Source organism: Streptomyces sp. NPDC030165 (assembly GCF_055573595.1).
The window spans coordinates 489,078-506,707 of the sequence record NZ_JBVIBD010000005.1 but is presented as its reverse complement, the minus strand read 5'-3'; the positions used below and the strand labels follow the sequence as shown (position 1 = coordinate 506,707).

The window sequence follows — 17,630 nt, the reverse complement described above, 5'->3', positions numbered from 1 at the left end:
CCGACGCACCCATCATCACCACCGACGCCCGCCACCGCAGCGAAGCCAAGAGCGCCCTCATCACCCTCGTCGAACACGCCCTCATGGCCCGCCTGCGCTAGCCGGACACGACGACGCCCAGCCCCCGTGCCGGAAGGTGCGGGGGCTTTGTGTTGCCGGCGGCCACGGGCGCGCGCCGCCGGTCAGCGGTTCAGGTGCTCGGCGGTGGCGGTGAGCAGGAGCGACAAGGACATCGCGCCGGGGTCCGGGTGGCCGTGGCCCAGGGAGCCCATGCGGGCGGCGCGGCCGCGGGACGGGGTGAGGCCGACGGTGGCGGCCGCGGCACGTGTGGCGTCCTGGGCGGCCGCCTTCCAGGCGCCGGGAAGGGGGTCGCCGACGCGGGCGCGGAGTTCGGCGCGGAACGGGTGCAGCGCGTCGAGCAGGGTCTTGTCGCCGACCCGGGCGCCGCCGAGTTCCGATACGGCCCGCTGCGCGGCGTCGGCGGCGTCCGCGAGCAGGGCGGTGGAGCAACCGTCGGCCCGGGTGAGTACGGCGCCGGTCTCGGCGAGCAGCGCGCCGTACAGGGCACCGGACGCGCCGCCCGAGGCGTCGGCCAGGGCGAGACCGGCGGCGCGCAGCCGGCGGTTGACCTGCCGGTGGACGACGAACATCTCCTCGTACTCGGTGCGGCCGAGGCCGTTGAGGAGGACGGCGGCCCGCCCTTCGTTCCCGGCGGGCGGCTCCGGGAGTTCCTGGAGGAGGTTGTCGACGAGCGCGTCGGCGGTGCCCGGATGGGCACCGCGGTCGGCTGGTTCCACGTCACCTTCACCGGCGGGCTGCCCACCCTCGGTCCGCTCGTCGCCGGTGTCACCAATCCGTGGTTCGGCCGGTTCGGCACCCTGTGGGTGGCGCTCGGCATCATCGCGCTGGGCGGCGCCTGCTGTCCGCTCGGCGTCCGGGAGCGCACCGGGTACGCGCGACTCGCGCCGCCGGAGGTCCGGCCCGTGCAGTCGCTGCTGTCCAGCCTGTCCATCGCCTGGACGCATCCGAAAGTCGCCGTCGGGCTGTACCTCAAGCTGCCGGAGCGGCCTGAGCGGCCCCGGGGTCCGCGTACATCGCTGTACGCGGGCCCCGGGGCCGTACGGGCGCCTGCCGAGGTGCCTACTACTTCGGGCACTGCTTCCAAGCGAAGTGGTACTTGGTGTTGATGCTGCCGTCGGTGGAGTCCATCGCCATGAAGCTGGTCAGCTTGGGGTCGGAGCCCTTGGCGTCCACCCGCAGTTCGGTGTTGATGTTGAAGTACCGTTTCTCGCCGCAGGGGGCGTAGACCAGCGCGTCGATCTCGGTCTCGTCGGAGGCCTGCCAGTTGGCGTCGTACGGGCCGGTGAAGCGGTGGCTCTTGCGGGAGGTCTGGGAGCTGCCCTGGAAGTAGTAGCCCGCCTGCTCCAGGCCGACGGCGCCGGGCGCGAGCTGGGCGTAGCCGCGGTAGTCGGCCTTGGCGATCGCGTAGGTGAAGCCCTGGGGGACGTGGACGTTCAGTGCGATCTGGCAGTTCTTGCGGGAGTCCGTGGGTCTGGTGTCCTTGCCCGCCTGGGCGAGGTATTCGCTGTACGTCACGGTGAACGCGGTGTTGTCGGGCGCTACGGCCACCGCGGCGCTGCCGGGCCGGCAGCCCGAGCCGTTGACGGTGGCGACCGTGATGGTGATCTGGCCGGTCGGCGGCGCCTCTTCGCCGTACCCGGAGGTCTGGGCGGAGGCGGGGGACGCCGACGCGGCGAGGAGCAGCAGCGATGCCGCGGCGGCACCGGTACCCAGTGTGCGGAGCATGGGTTTTCCTTCCGGTCGTCCTGGGGACGGCCCCCGCCGCCCGGGGTGCGGGACGGCGGGAGCGTGATGACGAGCGCATGTCAGCACGGGGATCACGTCTTGGACAGCTCCCGGCCCCGGAGTCGGTGCGAACCTACGCCTTGTTTCGGCCGCCGCAGCAACGGCGTACGACCCGCGAAGAAAGCAGTCGGGCCCGGTACCCACGAGGAGTACCGGGCCCGGGTGCGACGGCTGTGCTCAGCGCTGCCAGCTGCCGGCACCGCGGAAGCCGTGCTGGCGCTCCAGCCGGCGCCAGCGCGCGGCGGTGGCGCGGCGGCGGCCCGGCACGGCGGCCTCCGGCCGGTGGGCGGCACGGGCGAGCAGGACGGCGGTCAGCGCCGCCAGCTCCTCCTCGCTGGCCTCGCCCTTCTCCACGCGGATGGAGCTGGTCTGAACGGGAGTGGTCACGTCGTTTCTCCGGTCTTCGAAAGGTCCGGTCGGGGGCCGGTCGGGTGGCTGCCGCGCCTTACTGGGGCGGGTTGCCGTGCTTGCGTGCGGGCAGGTCCGCGTGCTTGTTGCGGAGCATGTCCAGGGAGCGGATGAGCACCTCGCGGGTCTCGGCGGGGTCGATCACGTCGTCGACCAGGCCGCGCTCGGCCGCGTAGTACGGGTGCATCAGCTCGGACTTGTACTCCTTGACCATCCGCGCCCGCATCGCCTCGGGGTCGTCCGCCTCCGCGATCTGCTTGCGGAAGATGACGTTGGCCGCGCCCTCGGCGCCCATCACCGCGATCTCGTTGGTGGGCCAGGCGTAGGTCAGGTCCGCGCCGATGGACTGCGAGTCCATGACGATGTACGCGCCGCCGTACGCCTTGCGCAGCACCACCGAGATCCGCGGGACGGTGGCGTTGCAGTACGCGTACAGCAGCTTGGCGCCGTGCCGGATGATGCCGCCGTGCTCCTGGTCGACGCCGGGCAGGAAGCCGGGCACGTCCAGCAGGGTGACGATGGGGATGTTGAACGCGTCGCACATCTGCACGAACCGCGCGGCCTTCTCGCTGGCCTCGATGTCCAGCACCCCGGCCAGCGACTGCGGCTGGTTGGCGACCAGACCGACGACCTCGCCGTCCATCCGCGCCAGTGCCACGATGATGTTGGTGGCCCAGCGCTCGTGGACCTCCAGGAACTCGCCGTCGTCGACCAGCTCCTCGATCACCGTGCGCATGTCGTAGGGGCGGTTGCCGTCTGCCGGAACCACGTCCAGCAGCGTGTCGCCGGAGCGGTCGGCGGGGTCCTCGCACGCCACCGACGGCGGGTTCTCCCGGTTGTTCGACGGCAGCAGGGAGAGGAGGTAGCGGACCTCTTCGAGGCAGGTGGCCTCGTCGTCGTAGGCGAAGTGGCACACGCCCGAGGTCTCGGCGTGCACGTCGGCGCCGCCCAGGCCGTTCTGGGTGATCTCCTCGCCGGTGACCGCGCGCACCACGTCGGGGCCGGTGATGAACATCTGCGAGGTCTCGCGGACCATGAACACGAAGTCGGTCAGCGCGGGGCTGTAGGCCGCGCCGCCCGCGCACGGGCCGAGCATCACGCTGATCTGCGGGATGACGCCGGAGGCCTTGGTGTTGCGCTGGAAGATGCCGCCGTATCCGGCCAGCGCCGAGACGCCTTCCTGGATACGGGCGCCGGCGCCGTCGTTCAGCGAGACCAGCGGGGCACCGGCCGCGATGGCCATGTCCATGATCTTGTGGATCTTTGTGGCGTGCGCCTCGCCCAGCGCGCCGCCGAAGATCCGGAAGTCGTGGGCGTAGACGAACACGGTCCGGCCGTGCACGGTGCCCCAGCCGGTGATCACACCGTCGGTGTAGGGCTTCTTGGCCTCCAGGCCGAATCCGGTGGCCCGGTGCCGCCGCAGCGGCTCCACCTCCCGGAAGGAACCCTCGTCCAGCAGCAGCTCGATCCGCTCACGCGCGGTGAGCTTGCCCTTGGCGTGCTGCGCCTCGGTCGCCCGCTCGCTGGGGCCGCGCCGGGCCTGCTCGCGGATGGCGTGCAGCTCGGCGACCCGCCCGCGGGCGTCGTTCGCCTCGGCGGGCACATCTTCGACAGTGGTCATGCATCGACGGTACGTGGCCGGACCCTCCAGAACCGATGTCGGTTTCGTACAACGTCGGAAGCGATTTGGTGGGCAGGCAGGACAGAAGCGCGCTGTACGTGGCCTGCGTACGGCCTCCTGGGCACGTCCGACGGCCTCAGCGGTATGTATGGGCCCGACAAAGCCCGCCCGCGTGGCGTTGTGGCAGTCCGCTGCTTGACCGGGCGCCGCGGAACCGTGGCCGGCGCGTCGGTGCCGCCGTGATCAGGCGCAACGGCCGGTCAGCGCGGGGCGACCGTGCAGGTGTGGGTGGTGCAGGCGGTGCCCGGAGTGACGCGCAGCCGGAGCACCGGAGTGGTCGCCAGGGCCGTGACGGAGGGGTCGGTGGCGAGCACGGCGCGGACCGGACGGTCCCAGACCACCTCGAAAGGCCTGCCGGTTCGCGACGGCTCGGCGACACACAGTGACGCCGTCCGGCCGCCGTGCCGCCCGTACGCGGCATGCGCCGGCCGCTCGCGCAGCAGGACGCTCGCGGGCGCCGAGACGGTCAGGCCGCCCGCCGAACCGGGCTGCCAGAAGGCGGCGGCGGTCAGGCCGAGCGAGGGGATCGCGACGGCCTGCCGCTCGCCGGTGTTGACGAGGACGGTCAGCCAGTGGCGGTCGGCGGCCCGGGCGGCGAGGGCACGCGGACCCGCCCCGGGCATCAGCAGATACGCGTAAGCGGCGTCCGTCGGGTCGGTGCCGTGGTCGATCCACAGGGTCAGGTAGCGGCGGGTGAACGGTTCGGGCGAGCCGCCGGTGTTGATGTCGCTCCACGCACCCGTCCGGGTGTCGCGCAGCGCGTGCGGGACCGTTTCTCCGCCGCCGGGGACGCGCGGGAAGACGTACCCGCCGTGCCCGGCCAGGTGGATCCAGCGGGCGCGCGGGAAGGCCAGCGGACGGCCGGGCACCGCGGGCTGCCGTACGCCGTCGACGGTCAGCGCCGACGCCCCCGCCGCGCCCAGATTGCGGTTGTCCACGACCGTCTCGGCGGGCACCCCGTCGCGGGAGGTGATGCCGGCGCCCAGGCAGACGACGCAGTCCGCGGCGAAGAACCACGACTTCTTGGCGCGCAGGGTCGAGGAGAGGCCGCGTACGTCCTGCCCCACCACGGCGTACTCCCCGTCGGTGGTGCCGCCGACCCACCGCGCGGCGGGCTTGGGCTCGCCCCAGCCGCCGCCCTCGTTGTCGGCGAGCCGCTTGGCGGACACGGTCGTGCCGGGCAGGCGGTACGGGTCGACGGTGGGCCAGAAGGCGTCGGTGTACTGGTCGTTCGCGAAGTCGCGGCCCCACCAGTAGAGCATTCCGGCGCCGGTGTGCCAGCCGCGCGGATTCTCCCCGTTGCCGTTCTCGTAGTACGTGATGCGGTCCGAGGCCATGGCCAGACCGGCGGCCCAGCCGGGGCGGCGGTGCACGGCCCGGTCCATGGCCGGGAAGAGCCGGTGGGCGACGGGTTCCGGCGCGACCGGGCCGGCGTCGTCCGCGAGCGCCTTGAGGCGGGCGAGGTCGGCGATCTCGAACTGCCGGTCGGCGAGCACGGGGTAGCCGGTGTCGCGCCGGATCCAGCCCCGGACCATCGCCTGCCAGCGCTCCCGCTCCCCCGCTCCGGCCGCCTGCGCCAGCAGGGCTACGGCGGCGACCAGGGCGTGGCCGTGGAAGTGGTCGCTGCGCATCACCTTGCGTTCGTCGGCCCGCAGGTAGCCGCGGCTGACGGCGCGTCCGTTGACGCTGTCCATCATCAGGCCGTTGTAGAGCAGGGGTGCGTAGGCGTGCTCCACGCTGTCGAAGATGATCTGGCGCTCGGGGTCGGTGACGGCCCAGTCGGTCCCGCCGAGCAGGGTGAAGAGGCGGCCGAGTCCGTCGAGGAGGACGAAGCCGTAGGTGCCGGAGTAGGCGACCCAGGTGTGCTGGACGAAGGAGCCGTCGGCGTAGAGGCCGTCGCCCTTGGTGACGTACGGGAAGACCGGGGACAGCGCGTCGCGGGCCAGTGCGATCTTCGCCGGGGCCCGGCCGAGGATGCCGCGCAGCGCGACGACGCGGCACAGGTCGACGCGGTTGGCGCCGGTACTGGTGCCGGTGTAGTCACCGAGCATGGTGTCGGGGACGAAGTGGTCGACGGCGGCCAGGTACCGGGCCCGCCGGTCCTCGCCGAGCCGGCCGTACAGCATCGCGACGGTGTCCAGCAGGAGCCGGGGGCTGCCGATCTGCCACTCCCACCAGTTGCCGTATCTGGCGGTACCCGCGTGGTAGACCGTGTCGTGCACGTGGTCCAGGCCCTTGACGACGTCGGCGGCCAGGCCGGCGTCCCCGGTCAGGCCGGTGCCGGGCTGGGCGTGGGCGCGGACCATGGTGGCGAGCCGGCTGTAGCTGCGGGTGATGCCGGCCGGCGGGTCGAAGGGGCTGTCCGGCCAGAGCGAGCCGGCGGCCGGGCGCATGGACGCGCGGAAGCCGCGGGCCAGCTCGCCGGTCTCCTTCAGGCGGGCGGCGTACGGTTCGGCGGCCGGGTCGTAGCCCGTGCCGAGCTGGAGGCCGAGCCAGCGGCGGCGCAGGGGCTCGTACGGGTCGCCGTCGGCGGCGTACGCGGCGGGGCCGGGTCCGGCGAGCGCGGGCGTCAGCGCCAGGCCGAGCGCGCCCGCTCCGGAGAAGCCGAGGAAGCCCCGGCGGGACCAGACGGGGGAAGGCGGCACGGTCCGTCCTCTCCGTGAGCGTCAACTGCGTACGGATGGGGTGCGGTTGAACGGTGTCCGACGGCCCAGACCCTGCCACGGGCCGCACACCGCGACAATGCCCATGACATGCCCGCCGCGGGACATCCGCATCACTCCCCGATGAGACAGATGTTGAAACTTGAACTAGATCGCGGTAGGCTCAATCTCATTGAAGGTTAAACAACCTTGATCGAGCACCCGCCTTCGAGGAGGAGCCATGGCTCTGTTCCACCGCAAGCGCGCCGCCGACGCCGGCCACGCCACCACCGACCGGGCCACCGCCGTCCTCGACGCCGACCCCGCCCTCGCCGCGCTGACCGGCGACTACACCATCGACCCGGCCCACAGCCGGATCGGCTTCACCGTCCGGCACGCCATGGTCACCAACGTCCGCGGCGCCTTCGGCACCCACGAGGGCACCCTCCACCTCGACGGCGCCGACCCGGCCCGCTCCACCGCCTCCGTAGACGTCACCATCGCCTCCGTCGACACCGGCATCGCCGACCGCGACGCCCACCTGCGCGGCACCGACTTCTTCGACGCAGGCGCCTTCCCGCTGATGACGTTCCGCTCCACCGCCGCCGAGCGGGTGGGCGGCGACACCTACCGCGTCACCGGTGACCTGACGATCAAGGACGTCACCCGGCCGCTCACCATCGACCTGGAGTTCCAGGGCGTGGCCACCGACGTGTACGGCGCCGAGCGCGTCGGCTTCGAGGGCAGCGCCGAGATCCTGCGCTCCGACTGGGGCCTGACCTGGAACGCGGCACTGGAGACCGGCGGCGTGATGGTCAGCGACAAGGTCAAGCTCACCTTCGACATCTCCGCGGTCAAGGCCGCCGCCTGAGCCGAAGGCTCCTGAAAACCCCGCGGCCCCGTACCGGCTCCTCTCCAAGGACCGGTACGGGGCCGCGGTTGTTCCCGCGCGCTCCGCGGCTACTCCTGCGGCTCGGCCCCGGCCCGCATCAGCCCGTACGCGTACGCGTCGTCCAGCGCCTGCCAGGAAGCCGCGATGACGTTCTCGGCGACGCCGACCGTGGACCACTCCCCCTGCCCGTCACTGGTCGACACCAGGACGCGGGTGATCGAACCGGTGCCCAGCCGGCCCTCCAGGATGCGGACCTTGTAGTCCACCAGCTCCAGCCCGGCCAGCTGCGGATAGATCCGCTCCAGGGCCACCCGCAGCGCCCGGTCCAGCGCGTGCACCGGACCGTTGCCCTCGGCGGTGGCCACCAGCCGCTCGCCCTTGGCCCACAGCTTCACGGTCGCCTCGTTGGCGTGCGTGCCGTCCGGCCGGTCCTCGACGATCGCCCGCCACGACTCCACCCGGAAGTACCGGAGCGGCCGGCCCTCCGCCTCCTCGCGCAGCAGCAGTTCGAAGGAGGCGTCGGCGGCCTCGTACGTGTAGCCCGCCAGCTCGCGCTCCTTGACCCGCTCCACGACCCGGCTGACCAGCTCCCGGTCGCCGCTCAGGTCGAAGCCCAGCTCCTTGCCCTTCAGCTCGATCGAGGCGCGGCCGGCCATGTCGGAGACCAGCATCCGCATGCTGTTGCCGACCAGCGCCGGATCGATGTGCTGGTACAGGTCCGGATCGACCTTGATCGCGGAGGCGTGCAGTCCGGCCTTGTGTGCGAACGCCGAGACACCGACGTACGGCTGGTGGGTGGAGGGCGTGAGGTTGACGACCTCGGCGATGGCGTGCGAGATGCGGGTGGTCTCGGCCAGCTTCCCCTCGGGCAGCACCCGGCGCCCGTACTTCAGTTCCAGGGCCGCCACGACCGGGAAGAGGTTGGAGTTGCCGACCCGCTCGCCGTAGCCGTTGGCGGTGCACTGTACGTGCGTGGCGCCCGCGTCCACCGCGGCGAGGGTGTTGGCCACCGCGCAGCCCGTGTCGTCCTGGGCGTGGATGCCCAGACGCGCCCCGGTGTCCGCCAGCACCGTCCGCACCACGGCCGCGACCTGCGCGGGGAGCATGCCGCCGTTGGTGTCGCAGAGCACCACCACGTCGGCGCCGGCCTCGCTCGCGGTCCAAACGACCTGCTTGGCGTAGACCGGGTCGAGGGCGTACCCGTCGAAGAAGTGCTCACAGTCCAGGAAGACCCGGCGGCCCTGCGCCCGCAGGTACGCCACGGTGTCCCGCACCATCGCGAGGTTCTCCTCCGGCGTGGTGCGCAGCGCCAGCTCCACGTGCCGCACGTGCGATTTGGCGACCAGCGTCACGACCGGCGCCTGCGACGCCAGCAGCGCGGCCACCTGCGGGTCGTCCTCGACCGGCACGCCCGCCTTACGGGTGGCGCCGAAGGCGACCAGCTGGGCGTGCCGGAAGTCGATCTCCTTGCGGGCCCGTTCGAAGAACTCGGTGTCCCGGGGGTTGGCGCCGGGCCAGCCGCCCTCGATGAAGCCCACGCCGAAGTCGTCCAGGTGCCGGGCGATGGTCAGCTTGTCCGCCACGGTCAGGTTGATGCCCTCGCGCTGGGCTCCGTCGCGCAGCGTCGTGTCGAAGACGTGGAAGGCGTCGGACAACGCGGGTTCGGGTGCGTCCGTCATGCTGGTCTGGCTCCTGTCGGGGTCTCGGTTTACCGGAATGACCGGTTCCACCGCCCCCTCATGGTCCCGCGCGCTCCGCCTCCGGCGGCAGGTGGGCCGGAAACGAAAAAACCTCTCGCGGATGCGAGAGGTCTGCGCGCGGGTCTGGGGCGACGGTGACCGCGCCGTACTCGGTGCGTACGGGGCGGTCACTGCGGACCGGCGCGCCTGCTGCCAATAATCGTGGCGAACGGGAGCATGGGGGCAGTTTGCCACACGTTCCCGGAGGGCGGCCGGGCGTCTCACAGTGCGGGCCGCCGGGGTGGCCCGTTCCTGCCCGTCCTCAAGCGCCGGACGGGCAGGATTTCGCCGGCTGCGGGCCGTCGGTGGTGACGGTTCCTGTGGCCTCGAACGCCGGACGGGCTTGCGCGTGCCGGGCGTGGAGGGATCAAGCCGGGTCCGGGACGGTCGTCCGCTCCCGCTCCGGCTGCTTCACCCGATGGAGGTCGATCGTCTTCGTCTCGCGCATCGTGATGTAGACGATGAGGGAGACCGCCGCGCAGCCCGCCACGTACCAGTAGTAGCCCGACTCGATGCCGCCCTTCTTGAACCACAGGGCCACGTACTCCGCCGTGCCGCCGAAGAGGGCGTTGGCGATGGCGTACGGGAGGGCGACGCCGAGGGCGCGGATGCCGGTGGGAAAGAGTTCGGCCTTCACGCAGGCGTTGATCGAGGTGTAGCCGGTGACGACGAGCAGAGCGAGCAGGGAGAGGCCGAGAGCGGGCCAGAAGCTGCCGGCGTGCCGGAGCAGCGTCATGATCGGCACGGTCAGGAAGGTGGAACCGACCGCGAAGGTGATCAGCAGCGGGCGGCGGCCGATGCGGTCGGAGAGCTTGCCCGCCAGCGGCTGGATGCACATGAAGACGAACAGCGCGCAGAAGCTGACCAGCGAGGCGGTCGGCTTGTCCATGCCGGCGCTGCCGGAGAGGTACTTGGTGAGGTAGGTCGTGTACGTGTAGTACGCGACGGTGCCGCCCATGGTGAGGGCTATGACGAGGAACGCCTCGCGCCTGTGTGCCCACAGGGCCTTGATCGTGCCGCGCGCCGGGTCGCTGTGCGCGCTGTCGTCCTGCGCGTACACCTCCGTCTCCAGCATGTTGCGCCGCAGGTAGAAGACGATGGCCGCGCCGAGCGCGCCGATGATGAAGGGGATGCGCCAGGCCCAGCTGTGCAGGGCCTCCTCGGACATGGTGCGCTGGAGGACGATCTGGAGGCCGAGTCCGAGGAGCTGGCCCGCGGTCATGGACACGTACTGGAAGCTGGAGGCGAAGCCGCGCCGGCCGGGCGCGGACGCCTCGGTGAGGTAGGTGGCGCTGGCCGCGTACTCGCCGCCGACCGAGAGCCCTTGCAGCATGCGGGCGACGAGCAGTACGGCGACGCCGCCGTACCCGGCCACCGCGTAGGTCGGCGCGACGGCGATGAGGACGGCCGAGGCGGACATCAGGGTGACGGTGAGGGTCAGCGCGGCCTTGCGGCCCTTGCGGTCACCGACCCGGCCGAGCACCCAGCCGCCCACCGGCCGCATGAAGAAGCCGACCGCGAAGATCCCCATGGTGTTCATGAGGTTGGCGGTGTCGTTCCCCTTCGGGAAGAACGAGTCGGCGAAGTACACCGCGAAGCTGGCATACACGAACCAGTCGAACCACTCGACCATATTGCCGGCCGAGCCGACCCAGATCTTCTTCCACTGCTCTCGTCCCATGACGGATCACGGTCTCCGACGCCGCCCGCCGCGGCAAGAGCCCGACGGAAACGATCACGCTTCGTTACCTGCGGGGTATGCGTGCGAGCGGCGTACGAACACATCACCGCGCCCGTTGGTGTCATCCGGAACGAGGTCGTCCGCCCACGAGGCGAAGACGACGGTCCGGGCGTGCGCGTCCAGGTCGGCGTCGCGGAGGTCGGTGGCGGGCTGCACGAGCCGCGTCCGGCCGTCGCGCAGATCGCGTACGGACAGCCCGTCGGCGGACCGGAAGGCCAGGTACCGGCCGTCGGCGCTGAGGTCGTCCAGAGTCGAGTACCGGTCCGAGGGGGTGCCGTCGTACGGCACGTCGGCCTGCCGTGTCCCGCCGGTCGAGCGGTCCGTGACGTACACGTCCATCTGCGGCCTGCCGGACACCTTGGGGACGTTGGTCCGGTACGCGACGTAGCGGCCGTCGGCGCTGATCCGTGGTGTGTCGGCCTCGGTCGCGCCCTGCGGCGCCGGGCCGCTGACCCGCTCGGTGGTGCCCGTCACCCGGTCGCGGACGTACACGCGCACGTCGTGGTTGGGCTGGGCCGGGTACCGGGCGGCGCGGGAAGCGGCGACGGCGGTGAACAGTACGTACCGGCCGTCGGCGCTGACCGCCGACCGGTACGAGGCGGTGCCGAAGCCCGGTTCGAGGCCGGTGTCGATCCGCTCGGTGCGGCCGGTGCGCAGGTCGCGGACGTGGACGTGGGAGGCTTCGCCGCACGGGCCATGGCCGTCGCAGACGCGGTGGGAGGCGGTGAAGGCGACCGTGCGGCCGTCGGCGGTCAGTGCGGGCTCGTGGGACCGGGCACCGGCGGGCGCTCCGGCGGCCGCCGCGTCCACCCGGGTCAGCGCGCCGGTGCGGATGTCGCGGATGTCGCGGACGAAGACGTCGTGGACGAGGGTGCCGTCGTGGCCGTCGCCCGGCACGAGGTTGTCGGCCTCCGAGTCGTGGACGACGTACCGGCCGTCCGGGCTGATCGCGGCGTTGTACGAGCCGCCGCCGACCGCTTCCGAGCCGTCCGGCGCGGTGTTCACCCGCTCGGTACGCGGCCCGTGGCCGCCCGCGGCCGTCGCGGGCGTGCCGAGGCCGCCCGCCGCCGACCCGACGAGGACGGCGGTCACCACCGCGCTCGTCGCCGTGCGTCTGCCGCCGCTGCCCGTGCGCACGCCCATGCTTCCCCCGGAAACATCCGCCGCCGGCCCTGCGCCGGAGCGCCAGGGGATACAACCGCACCATCGGCGACAGGTCAATGCGCTCTTTTCCGTCCAACCTGGGCCGGGTGCCAGGCGTCCGCGGTCACCGGTCTCCCGCGGGCAACAGCCCCTCGTCCAGGAACTCCCCCACGTGCCGCAGCACCTGCTCCCGGTCCAGGCCAGGCAGTCCGACGACGAGGTGGGTGCCGAAACCGTCCAGCAGCGCGCGCGTACGGGTCGCGAAGCGGTCCGCGTCCACGGTCCGCAGCTCCCCCTTCGAGACGCCTTCGGCCAGCAGCGCCACCAGGTCGCGGTGCCAGGCCAGTTCCAGGTCGAGCTGGCGTTCGCGGGTCTCGTCGTCCGCGTGCTGCGAGCGGTTCCACACCTCCAGCCACAGGGTCCAGCGCGGGTCGCGGTGTCCCTGGGGGAGGTACAGATCCACCAGCGCGTCGAGGCGTTCGCGGGCCGGGACGCGGCGGGCGAGCGTGGCCCGCCGCCGGGCGCCGAGTTGCTCCTCGCTCCACTGGAGGGTCTGGAGCAACAGCTCGTCCTTGGTACCGAAGTAGTAGAGGATGTGCCCGCTGCTCATCCCGACCTCGCGGCCCAGCCCGGCCATGGTCAGCCGGTCCAGGCCCGCCTCGGCGATGGTGGCCATGGCCGCGGCGAGGACCTGCTCGCGCGGCTGGGTGAGCCGCCGCCGTGGTCGGCGGACCGGTCCGGGCACGGGTACCTCCGGGAACGTCAGACTGTGCCCACCTTGGGCTGCTGCTGGGTGATGCAGTGGATGCCACCGCCCGCTGCGAAGATCGTACGGGCGTCGACGGGGATCACCGTCCGCTCCGGGAACAGCCGCCGGAAGATCCCGGCGGCGTGCTCGTCGCGCGGGTCACCGAACGCGCACAGCACCACGCCGCCGTTGCACAGGTAGTGGTTGATGTACGAGTAGTCCACCGGCTCGCCGTCCGCCTCGACGACGGTCGGAGCGGGCACCTCGACCACCTCCAGCCGCCGGCCGCACGCGTCCGTCGAGGAGCGCAGCAGCCCGACGATCTCCTGGCACACCTCGTGGTCGGGGTGGGCCGGGTCGGGCTGGACGTGCGCGACGACGACGCCGGGCCGGGCGAACGCGGCGACGATGTCCACGTGGCCGCGGGTGCCGAACTGCCCGTAATCGGCGGTCAGTCCGCGCGGCAGCCAGATCGCCTTCGTGGTGCCGAGGTACGCGTGGATCTCGGCCTCGGCCTCCTCGCGCGTACGGCCGGGGTTGCGCCCGGGGTCGAGCTGCACGGTCTCCGTCAGCAGGACCGTCCCCTCGCCGTCCACGTGCAGGCCGCCGCCCTCGTTGACCAGCGACGACCGGTACGTACGGGCCCCGGCCAGCCCGGCCACGTACGCGCCGGCCCCGGCGTCCCGCTCCCAGCGGGCCCACTCCTGGCCGCCCCAGCCGTTGAACACCCAGTCGGTGGCGGCCAGCCGCCCCTTCCCGTCCGTCAGGAAGGTCGGCCCGATGTCCCGCATCCACGCGTCGTCCAGGGGCCGCTCGACGACCTCGGCCTCCGGGCCGAGCAGCCGCCGCGCCCCGTCGCCCTGTCCGGTACTCGCCACGACCGTGACCGGCTCGAACCGGCGCACGGCCCGCGCGACCGCGGCCCAGGCCCGGCGGGCCCGCTCCAGCTCCGCGCCGTCCTCCTCGCCGAAGGTGGCGTTGGGCCCGGGCCAGGCCATCCAGGTCCGCTCGTGCGGGGCCCACTCGGCGGGCATGCGGAAGCCGTCGGCGGCGGGGGTGGTCATGGGTCCTCCGGACTCGGGGCGGGCGGGAGCGAGGCGGGGCGGGCGTCGAGGGTGAAGGCGGGGCGGCCCCCGTCCGGACCGCCCCGCGGCCTGTGCACGACGCCGCCCCACCTCGCATTAGTGCGGCACTCTAACGGGATTGGCTCCAGGCGCCAACCATTGACCGCGGACGCGCCCGTGGGCCAGTTCGAGCGACACTCAAATTCTTCTCGATGTCCCGGACCGGCGCGCCCCGACGGCACACGCCCCCGCGAGCGCCTCCTCCCTCCCGTTGGAGCCCCCATGCCGATGGAGCAACACGGAGTCGACACCCTCCCCGACGCGGAACGCACCAGCCGCCCCCGCGACCTGGTCTCGATCCTCGGCGGATCGAATCTCGCCCTCGAAGTGGTGGTCTACGGATGGCTCCCGGTCTCCTTCGGCCTCGGCCTCTGGGCGTCGGTCACCTCACTCCTCGCGGGCACCCTCGCCGGCACGGCGCTGACCGCGCCCCTCGCACTGGTCTCCCTGCGTACCGGCACCAACCTGTCCGCCAGCAGCGGCGCCCACTTCGGCGTACGCACCCGCCTTCACCACCGCTCCCCCGCCCGGCACCCCGCTGCTCCTGCACTCCTTCCGGCCCGCCTGGCTGCTCGCCGCCGTCTCCGCCGGTCTCAGCGGTCCCCTCGCCTTCATCACCCTGCTCGGCGACTACACCCGCCACCTCTCGCCGCGCCGCCACTCCGCGCGCAGCGTCCTGCGCGCCACCTGGCTCGGTCTCGCGGCGGGCCTGCTCCTCCCCCGGCTGTTCGGCACCTTCACCGCCCTGGCCGTCCGCGCCGCGACCGACTACGCGCGGCCCCTGGTCCTCGCCGCCCCCGTCTGGTTCCTGGTGCCCCTCCTGATCGGCGCCTCGGCCGGCTCGGTCGGCAACGCCGGCCTGATGCTCTATTCCATGGGCCTCTACGACTCCGAGGCCCTCCAGGTCTACAACCGCCTCGCCCGGGGCGGCCGTTACTGGTACCGGTCCGGCCGGCACCCGCGGGCCTGCCTCGCCTGGGCCGCCGGCTCCGCGCTCGGCCTCGCCGCCGTGGACACCCCCTCCTACCGGGGCACGCTGCTGCCCTGGACCGGCGGCACCGACATCAGCTTCCTCCTGTCGGCGGCAGCGGCCGGCCTGGCGTACACGGCCGTGACGGGACGCGAACGGCCGCCCGGCGAGGAGCCGGGCGGCCGTGTCGGAGCGGGGGCGGAGGTCAGCCCAGGGGGTGCATCCAGCCGTGGGTGTCGGGGGTCGCGCCGGTCTGGAGGTCCAGAAGAGCCTTGCGGAGCTTCATGGTGACCTCGCCGGGCTTGCCGTCACCGACGGTCCACGAGGCGGCCTCGGACTTGACGGAGCCGACGGGAGTGATCACGGCGGCGGTGCCGCAGGCGAAGACCTCGGTCAGCGAGCCGTCCTCGGTGGCGGCCTTCCAGTCGTCGACCGAGATGCGGCCCTCGGCGGCCTCGTAACCCAGGTCGGTGGCGATCTTCAGGAGCGAGTCGCGGGTGATGCCGGGCAGCAGGGAACCGGACAGCTCCGGGGTGACGATCTTGTTCCCGTACACGAAGTACAGGTTCATGCCGCCCATCTCCTCGATCCAGCGGCGCTCGATGGCGTCCAGCCAGACGACCTGGTCGCAGCCGTGCTGGGCGGCCTGGGCCTGCGCGACGAGGGAGGCGGCGTAGTTGCCGCCGGTCTTGGCGGCGCCGGTGCCCCCGCGCACGGCGCGCACGTACTCCTGGGAGAGCCAGACGGAGACCGGCTTGACGCCGCCGGTGAAGTAGGCGCCCGCGGGCGAGGCGATGATGATGAACAGGTACTCGTTGGCGGGCCGGACGCCCAGGCCGACCTCGCTCGCGATCATGAAGGGGCGCAGGTAGAGCGATTCCTCACCGCTGGCCGGCACCCAGTTCTTGTCCTGCTTGACCAGCGCGTCGCAAGCCTCGATGAAGGTCTCGACGGGCAGCTCGGGCATACCGAGGCGGCGCGCGGACGCCTGGAAGCGGCGGGCGTTGGCGTCCGGGCGGAAGGTGGCGACGGCGCCGTCGGGCTGGCGGTACGCCTTGAGCCCCTCGAAGATCGTCTGCGCGTAGTGCAGCGTCATGTTGGCCGGGTCCATGGACAGCGGGGCGTACGGCACCAGCTGGGCGTCGTGCCAGCCGCGGCCTTCGGTCCACTTGATCGTCACCATGTGGTCGGTGAAGTACCGGCCGAAGCCGGGGCTGGCCAGGATCCGCTCCCGCTCCGCGTCGGAGAGCGGGTGGGAGGAGGGCTTGAGCTCGATCGTGGGCGTCGTCATGAGTGCGTGTCCTTCACCGGTGAGGTTGTGGGGCCGCGCTCACGAAGTCCTTGTCGGTACAGGACGTCCGGTATTCCCCTCGTACAGCGGCTCCGCGTTCGATTATCGCTCCCGAGGTGCCGGGGACGGAAATGCCGTGTGCGGGGAGGGTGGGACGCCGGGGTTCCGAAGGCGGATCCGTGTGCGCCTGCCAGGGGTCGATGGTCGCACCCAACCCGGCGGTAGCACAGTCGCGGACATGCGGGACAGCGCCGGGTCGGTGCGGCCCGGCGCTGTCGTCAGCTGAGGTGCGTACGGTGCGCGGCGGGCGTCAGCCCGCTACTCGCGCGGCGAGCGCGTCGCCGATCTCGCCCGTGGTACGGGGGGTCTGGTCCCGCGCCGCGAGATCGGCGGCGACGGCCTCCTCGATACGGGCCGCCTCGGCCTCGTACCCGAGGTGGCGCAGCAGGAGGGCGACGGACAGGACGGTGGCCGTGGGGTCGGCCTTGCCGGTGCCCGCGATGTCCGGCGCGGAGCCGTGCACCGGCTCGAACATGGACGGGAAGGCGCCCGTGGGGTTGATGTTCCCGGAGGCGGCCAAGCCGATGCCGCCGGTGACGGCCGCGGCGAGATCGGTGAGGATGTCGCCGAAGAGGTTGTCGGTGACGATCACGTCGAACCGCTCTGGCTGCGTGACGAAGAAGATCGTCGCGGCGTCGACGTGCAGGTAGTCGGTGGTGACCTCGGGGTACTCCTCGCCGACCTTGTCGAAGATCTTCTTCCACATGTGGCCGGCGTGCACCAGAACGTTGTTCTTGTGCACCAGCGTCAGCTTCTTGCGCGGCCGCGCGTCGGCCCGCTCGTACGCGTCCCGGACCACCCGCTCCACGCCGTACGCGGTGTTCAGGCTGACCTCGGTGGCGACCTCGTGCGGGGTGCCGGTGCGCAGGCTGCCGCCGTTGCCCGTGTACGGGCCCTCGGTGCCCTCGCGGACGACGACGAAGTCGATGTCGGGGCGCCCGGCGAGCGGCGTCGCGGTGTTCGGGAAGAGCTTCGAGGGGCGCAGGTTGACGTAGTGGTCGAAGGCGAAGCGCAGCTTCAGCAGCAGGCCGCGCTCCAGGACGCCGGAGGGTACGGACGGGTCGCCGATCGCGCCGAGCAGGATCGCGTCGTGCTCCTTGAGCGACTCCAGGTCCGCGTCCGGCAGCGTCTCGCCGGTGGCGTGCCATCGCCTGGCGCCAAGGTCGTATTCCTTGGTTTCCAGCTTGACGTCCTGCGGGAGGGCCGCGCCGAGGACCTTCAGTCCTTGGGAGACGACCTCCTGGCCGATACCGTCACCGGGGATCACTGCGAGGCGAATGCTGCGAGACATGTCTGGACCCTACTCTTCGTCCCATTGCTTGACA

General features: G+C 72.2%; 14 protein-coding genes and 2 pseudogenes. 4 read left to right on the top strand and 12 right to left on the bottom strand.

Annotated elements, in window-relative coordinates; all coding sequences use genetic code 11:
* A pseudogene (locus ACZ4Z1_RS13190) lies at nucleotides 1–101 on the top strand (ATP-binding protein); the annotation flags it as partial.
* An 81-nt stretch (nucleotides 102–182) separates the two neighbouring features.
* Here ACZ4Z1_RS13190 and ACZ4Z1_RS13185 read toward each other — a convergent pair.
* Nucleotides 183–797 (bottom strand): DAK2 domain-containing protein, encoded by a 615-nt coding sequence (locus tag ACZ4Z1_RS13185; protein WP_468486659.1) that lies wholly within the window; start codon nucleotides 795–797, stop codon nucleotides 183–185.
* Here ACZ4Z1_RS13185 and ACZ4Z1_RS13180 point away from each other — a divergent pair.
* Nucleotides 771–1,187: a hypothetical protein gene (locus tag ACZ4Z1_RS13180; protein ID WP_468486658.1), complete on the top strand. Its 417-nt coding sequence runs from the start codon at nucleotides 771–773 to the stop codon at nucleotides 1,185–1,187. The two genes, ACZ4Z1_RS13185 and ACZ4Z1_RS13180, sit on opposite strands and share 27 nt — an antisense overlap.
* Here the strand turns inward: ACZ4Z1_RS13180 and ACZ4Z1_RS13175 are convergent.
* From ACZ4Z1_RS13175 to ACZ4Z1_RS13160, 4 genes are all read right to left on the bottom strand, one after another.
* On the bottom strand, nucleotides 1,144–1,806 hold the full coding sequence (locus ACZ4Z1_RS13175; RefSeq protein WP_468486657.1) for a DUF4360 domain-containing protein: 663 nt from the start codon (nucleotides 1,804–1,806) through the stop codon (nucleotides 1,144–1,146). The two genes, ACZ4Z1_RS13180 and ACZ4Z1_RS13175, sit on opposite strands and share 44 nt — an antisense overlap.
* A gap of 237 nt (nucleotides 1,807–2,043) precedes the next feature.
* Complete coding sequence (locus ACZ4Z1_RS13170; protein ID WP_388139568.1) at nucleotides 2,044–2,253, bottom strand: acyl-CoA carboxylase epsilon subunit; 210 nt, start codon at nucleotides 2,251–2,253, stop codon at nucleotides 2,044–2,046.
* A 58-nt stretch (nucleotides 2,254–2,311) separates the two neighbouring features.
* Complete coding sequence (locus ACZ4Z1_RS13165; RefSeq protein WP_468486656.1) at nucleotides 2,312–3,895, bottom strand: acyl-CoA carboxylase subunit beta; 1,584 nt, start codon at nucleotides 3,893–3,895, stop codon at nucleotides 2,312–2,314.
* A 260-nt stretch (nucleotides 3,896–4,155) separates the two neighbouring features.
* The gene (locus tag ACZ4Z1_RS13160; protein WP_468486655.1) at nucleotides 4,156–6,600 is read right to left on the bottom strand and encodes a polysaccharide lyase 8 family protein; all 2,445 of its coding nucleotides are present in this window, start codon (nucleotides 6,598–6,600) and stop codon (nucleotides 4,156–4,158) included.
* A gap of 238 nt (nucleotides 6,601–6,838) precedes the next feature.
* Here ACZ4Z1_RS13160 and ACZ4Z1_RS13155 point away from each other — a divergent pair, with 238 nt between their 5' ends.
* The gene (locus ACZ4Z1_RS13155; RefSeq protein ID WP_468486654.1) at nucleotides 6,839–7,468 is read left to right on the top strand and encodes a YceI family protein; all 630 of its coding nucleotides are present in this window, start codon (nucleotides 6,839–6,841) and stop codon (nucleotides 7,466–7,468) included.
* A gap of 89 nt (nucleotides 7,469–7,557) precedes the next feature.
* Here the strand turns inward: ACZ4Z1_RS13155 and cimA are convergent, their stop codons facing one another.
* From cimA to ACZ4Z1_RS13130, 5 genes are all read right to left on the bottom strand, one after another.
* A complete protein-coding gene (cimA, locus tag ACZ4Z1_RS13150) occupies nucleotides 7,558–9,168 on the bottom strand; it encodes a citramalate synthase (RefSeq protein ID WP_468486653.1) in 1,611 nt (536 codons plus the stop codon).
* 427 nt (nucleotides 9,169–9,595) lie between these two features.
* Nucleotides 9,596–10,909, bottom strand: a complete 1,314-nt coding sequence (locus ACZ4Z1_RS13145) for an MFS transporter (RefSeq protein WP_468486652.1) — start codon at nucleotides 10,907–10,909, stop codon at nucleotides 9,596–9,598.
* Between the two features lie 54 nt (nucleotides 10,910–10,963).
* Nucleotides 10,964–12,112, bottom strand: a complete 1,149-nt coding sequence (locus tag ACZ4Z1_RS13140; protein ID WP_468486651.1) for a TolB family protein — start codon at nucleotides 12,110–12,112, stop codon at nucleotides 10,964–10,966.
* A gap of 124 nt (nucleotides 12,113–12,236) precedes the next feature.
* Complete coding sequence (locus ACZ4Z1_RS13135; protein WP_468486650.1) at nucleotides 12,237–12,857, bottom strand: TetR/AcrR family transcriptional regulator; 621 nt, start codon at nucleotides 12,855–12,857, stop codon at nucleotides 12,237–12,239.
* Nucleotides 12,858–12,874: 17 nt separating this feature from the next.
* Nucleotides 12,875–13,924 (bottom strand): agmatine deiminase family protein, encoded by a 1,050-nt coding sequence (locus ACZ4Z1_RS13130; protein ID WP_468486649.1) that lies wholly within the window; start codon nucleotides 13,922–13,924, stop codon nucleotides 12,875–12,877.
* Nucleotides 13,925–14,206: 282 nt separating this feature from the next.
* On the opposite strand from ACZ4Z1_RS13130, the pseudogene ACZ4Z1_RS13125 reads away from it, so the two are divergent.
* A pseudogene (locus tag ACZ4Z1_RS13125) lies at nucleotides 14,207–15,245 on the top strand (cytosine permease).
* On the opposite strand, the gene ACZ4Z1_RS13120 reads toward ACZ4Z1_RS13125, so the two are convergent.
* Together ACZ4Z1_RS13120 and ACZ4Z1_RS13115 are read right to left on the bottom strand one after the other, a co-directional pair.
* Entirely contained in the window at nucleotides 15,160–16,245 is a 1,086-nt protein-coding gene (locus tag ACZ4Z1_RS13120) for a branched-chain amino acid aminotransferase (RefSeq protein ID WP_468486648.1), read from the bottom strand. The pseudogene ACZ4Z1_RS13125 and the gene ACZ4Z1_RS13120 overlap by 86 nt on opposite strands.
* Before the next feature lie 310 nt (nucleotides 16,246–16,555).
* On the bottom strand, nucleotides 16,556–17,596 hold the full coding sequence (locus ACZ4Z1_RS13115) for a 3-isopropylmalate dehydrogenase (RefSeq protein ID WP_468486647.1): 1,041 nt from the start codon (nucleotides 17,594–17,596) through the stop codon (nucleotides 16,556–16,558).
* Between the last annotated feature and the right edge of the window lie 34 nt (nucleotides 17,597–17,630).

Bases quoted from the DNA above. Each gene is read 5' to 3' on its own strand.
- ACZ4Z1_RS13180 (WP_468486658.1), top strand. From the start codon at position 771: ATGGGCACCGCGGTCGGCTGGTTCCACGTCACCTTCACCGGCGGGCTG.
- ACZ4Z1_RS13175 (WP_468486657.1), bottom strand. From the start codon at position 1,806: ATGCTCCGCACACTGGGTACCGGTGCCGCCGCGGCATCGCTGCTGCTC.
- ACZ4Z1_RS13165 (WP_468486656.1), bottom strand. From the start codon at position 3,895: ATGACCACTGTCGAAGATGTGCCCGCCGAGGCGAACGACGCCCGCGGG.
- ACZ4Z1_RS13155 (WP_468486654.1), top strand. From the start codon at position 6,839: ATGGCTCTGTTCCACCGCAAGCGCGCCGCCGACGCCGGCCACGCCACC.
- cimA (WP_468486653.1), bottom strand. From the start codon at position 9,168: ATGACGGACGCACCCGAACCCGCGTTGTCCGACGCCTTCCACGTCTTC.
- ACZ4Z1_RS13145 (WP_468486652.1), bottom strand. From the start codon at position 10,909: ATGGGACGAGAGCAGTGGAAGAAGATCTGGGTCGGCTCGGCCGGCAAT.
- ACZ4Z1_RS13140 (WP_468486651.1), bottom strand. From the start codon at position 12,112: ATGGGCGTGCGCACGGGCAGCGGCGGCAGACGCACGGCGACGAGCGCG.
- ACZ4Z1_RS13130 (WP_468486649.1), bottom strand. From the start codon at position 13,924: ATGACCACCCCCGCCGCCGACGGCTTCCGCATGCCCGCCGAGTGGGCC.
- ACZ4Z1_RS13120 (WP_468486648.1), bottom strand. From the start codon at position 16,245: ATGACGACGCCCACGATCGAGCTCAAGCCCTCCTCCCACCCGCTCTCC.
- ACZ4Z1_RS13115 (WP_468486647.1), bottom strand. From the start codon at position 17,596: ATGTCTCGCAGCATTCGCCTCGCAGTGATCCCCGGTGACGGTATCGGC.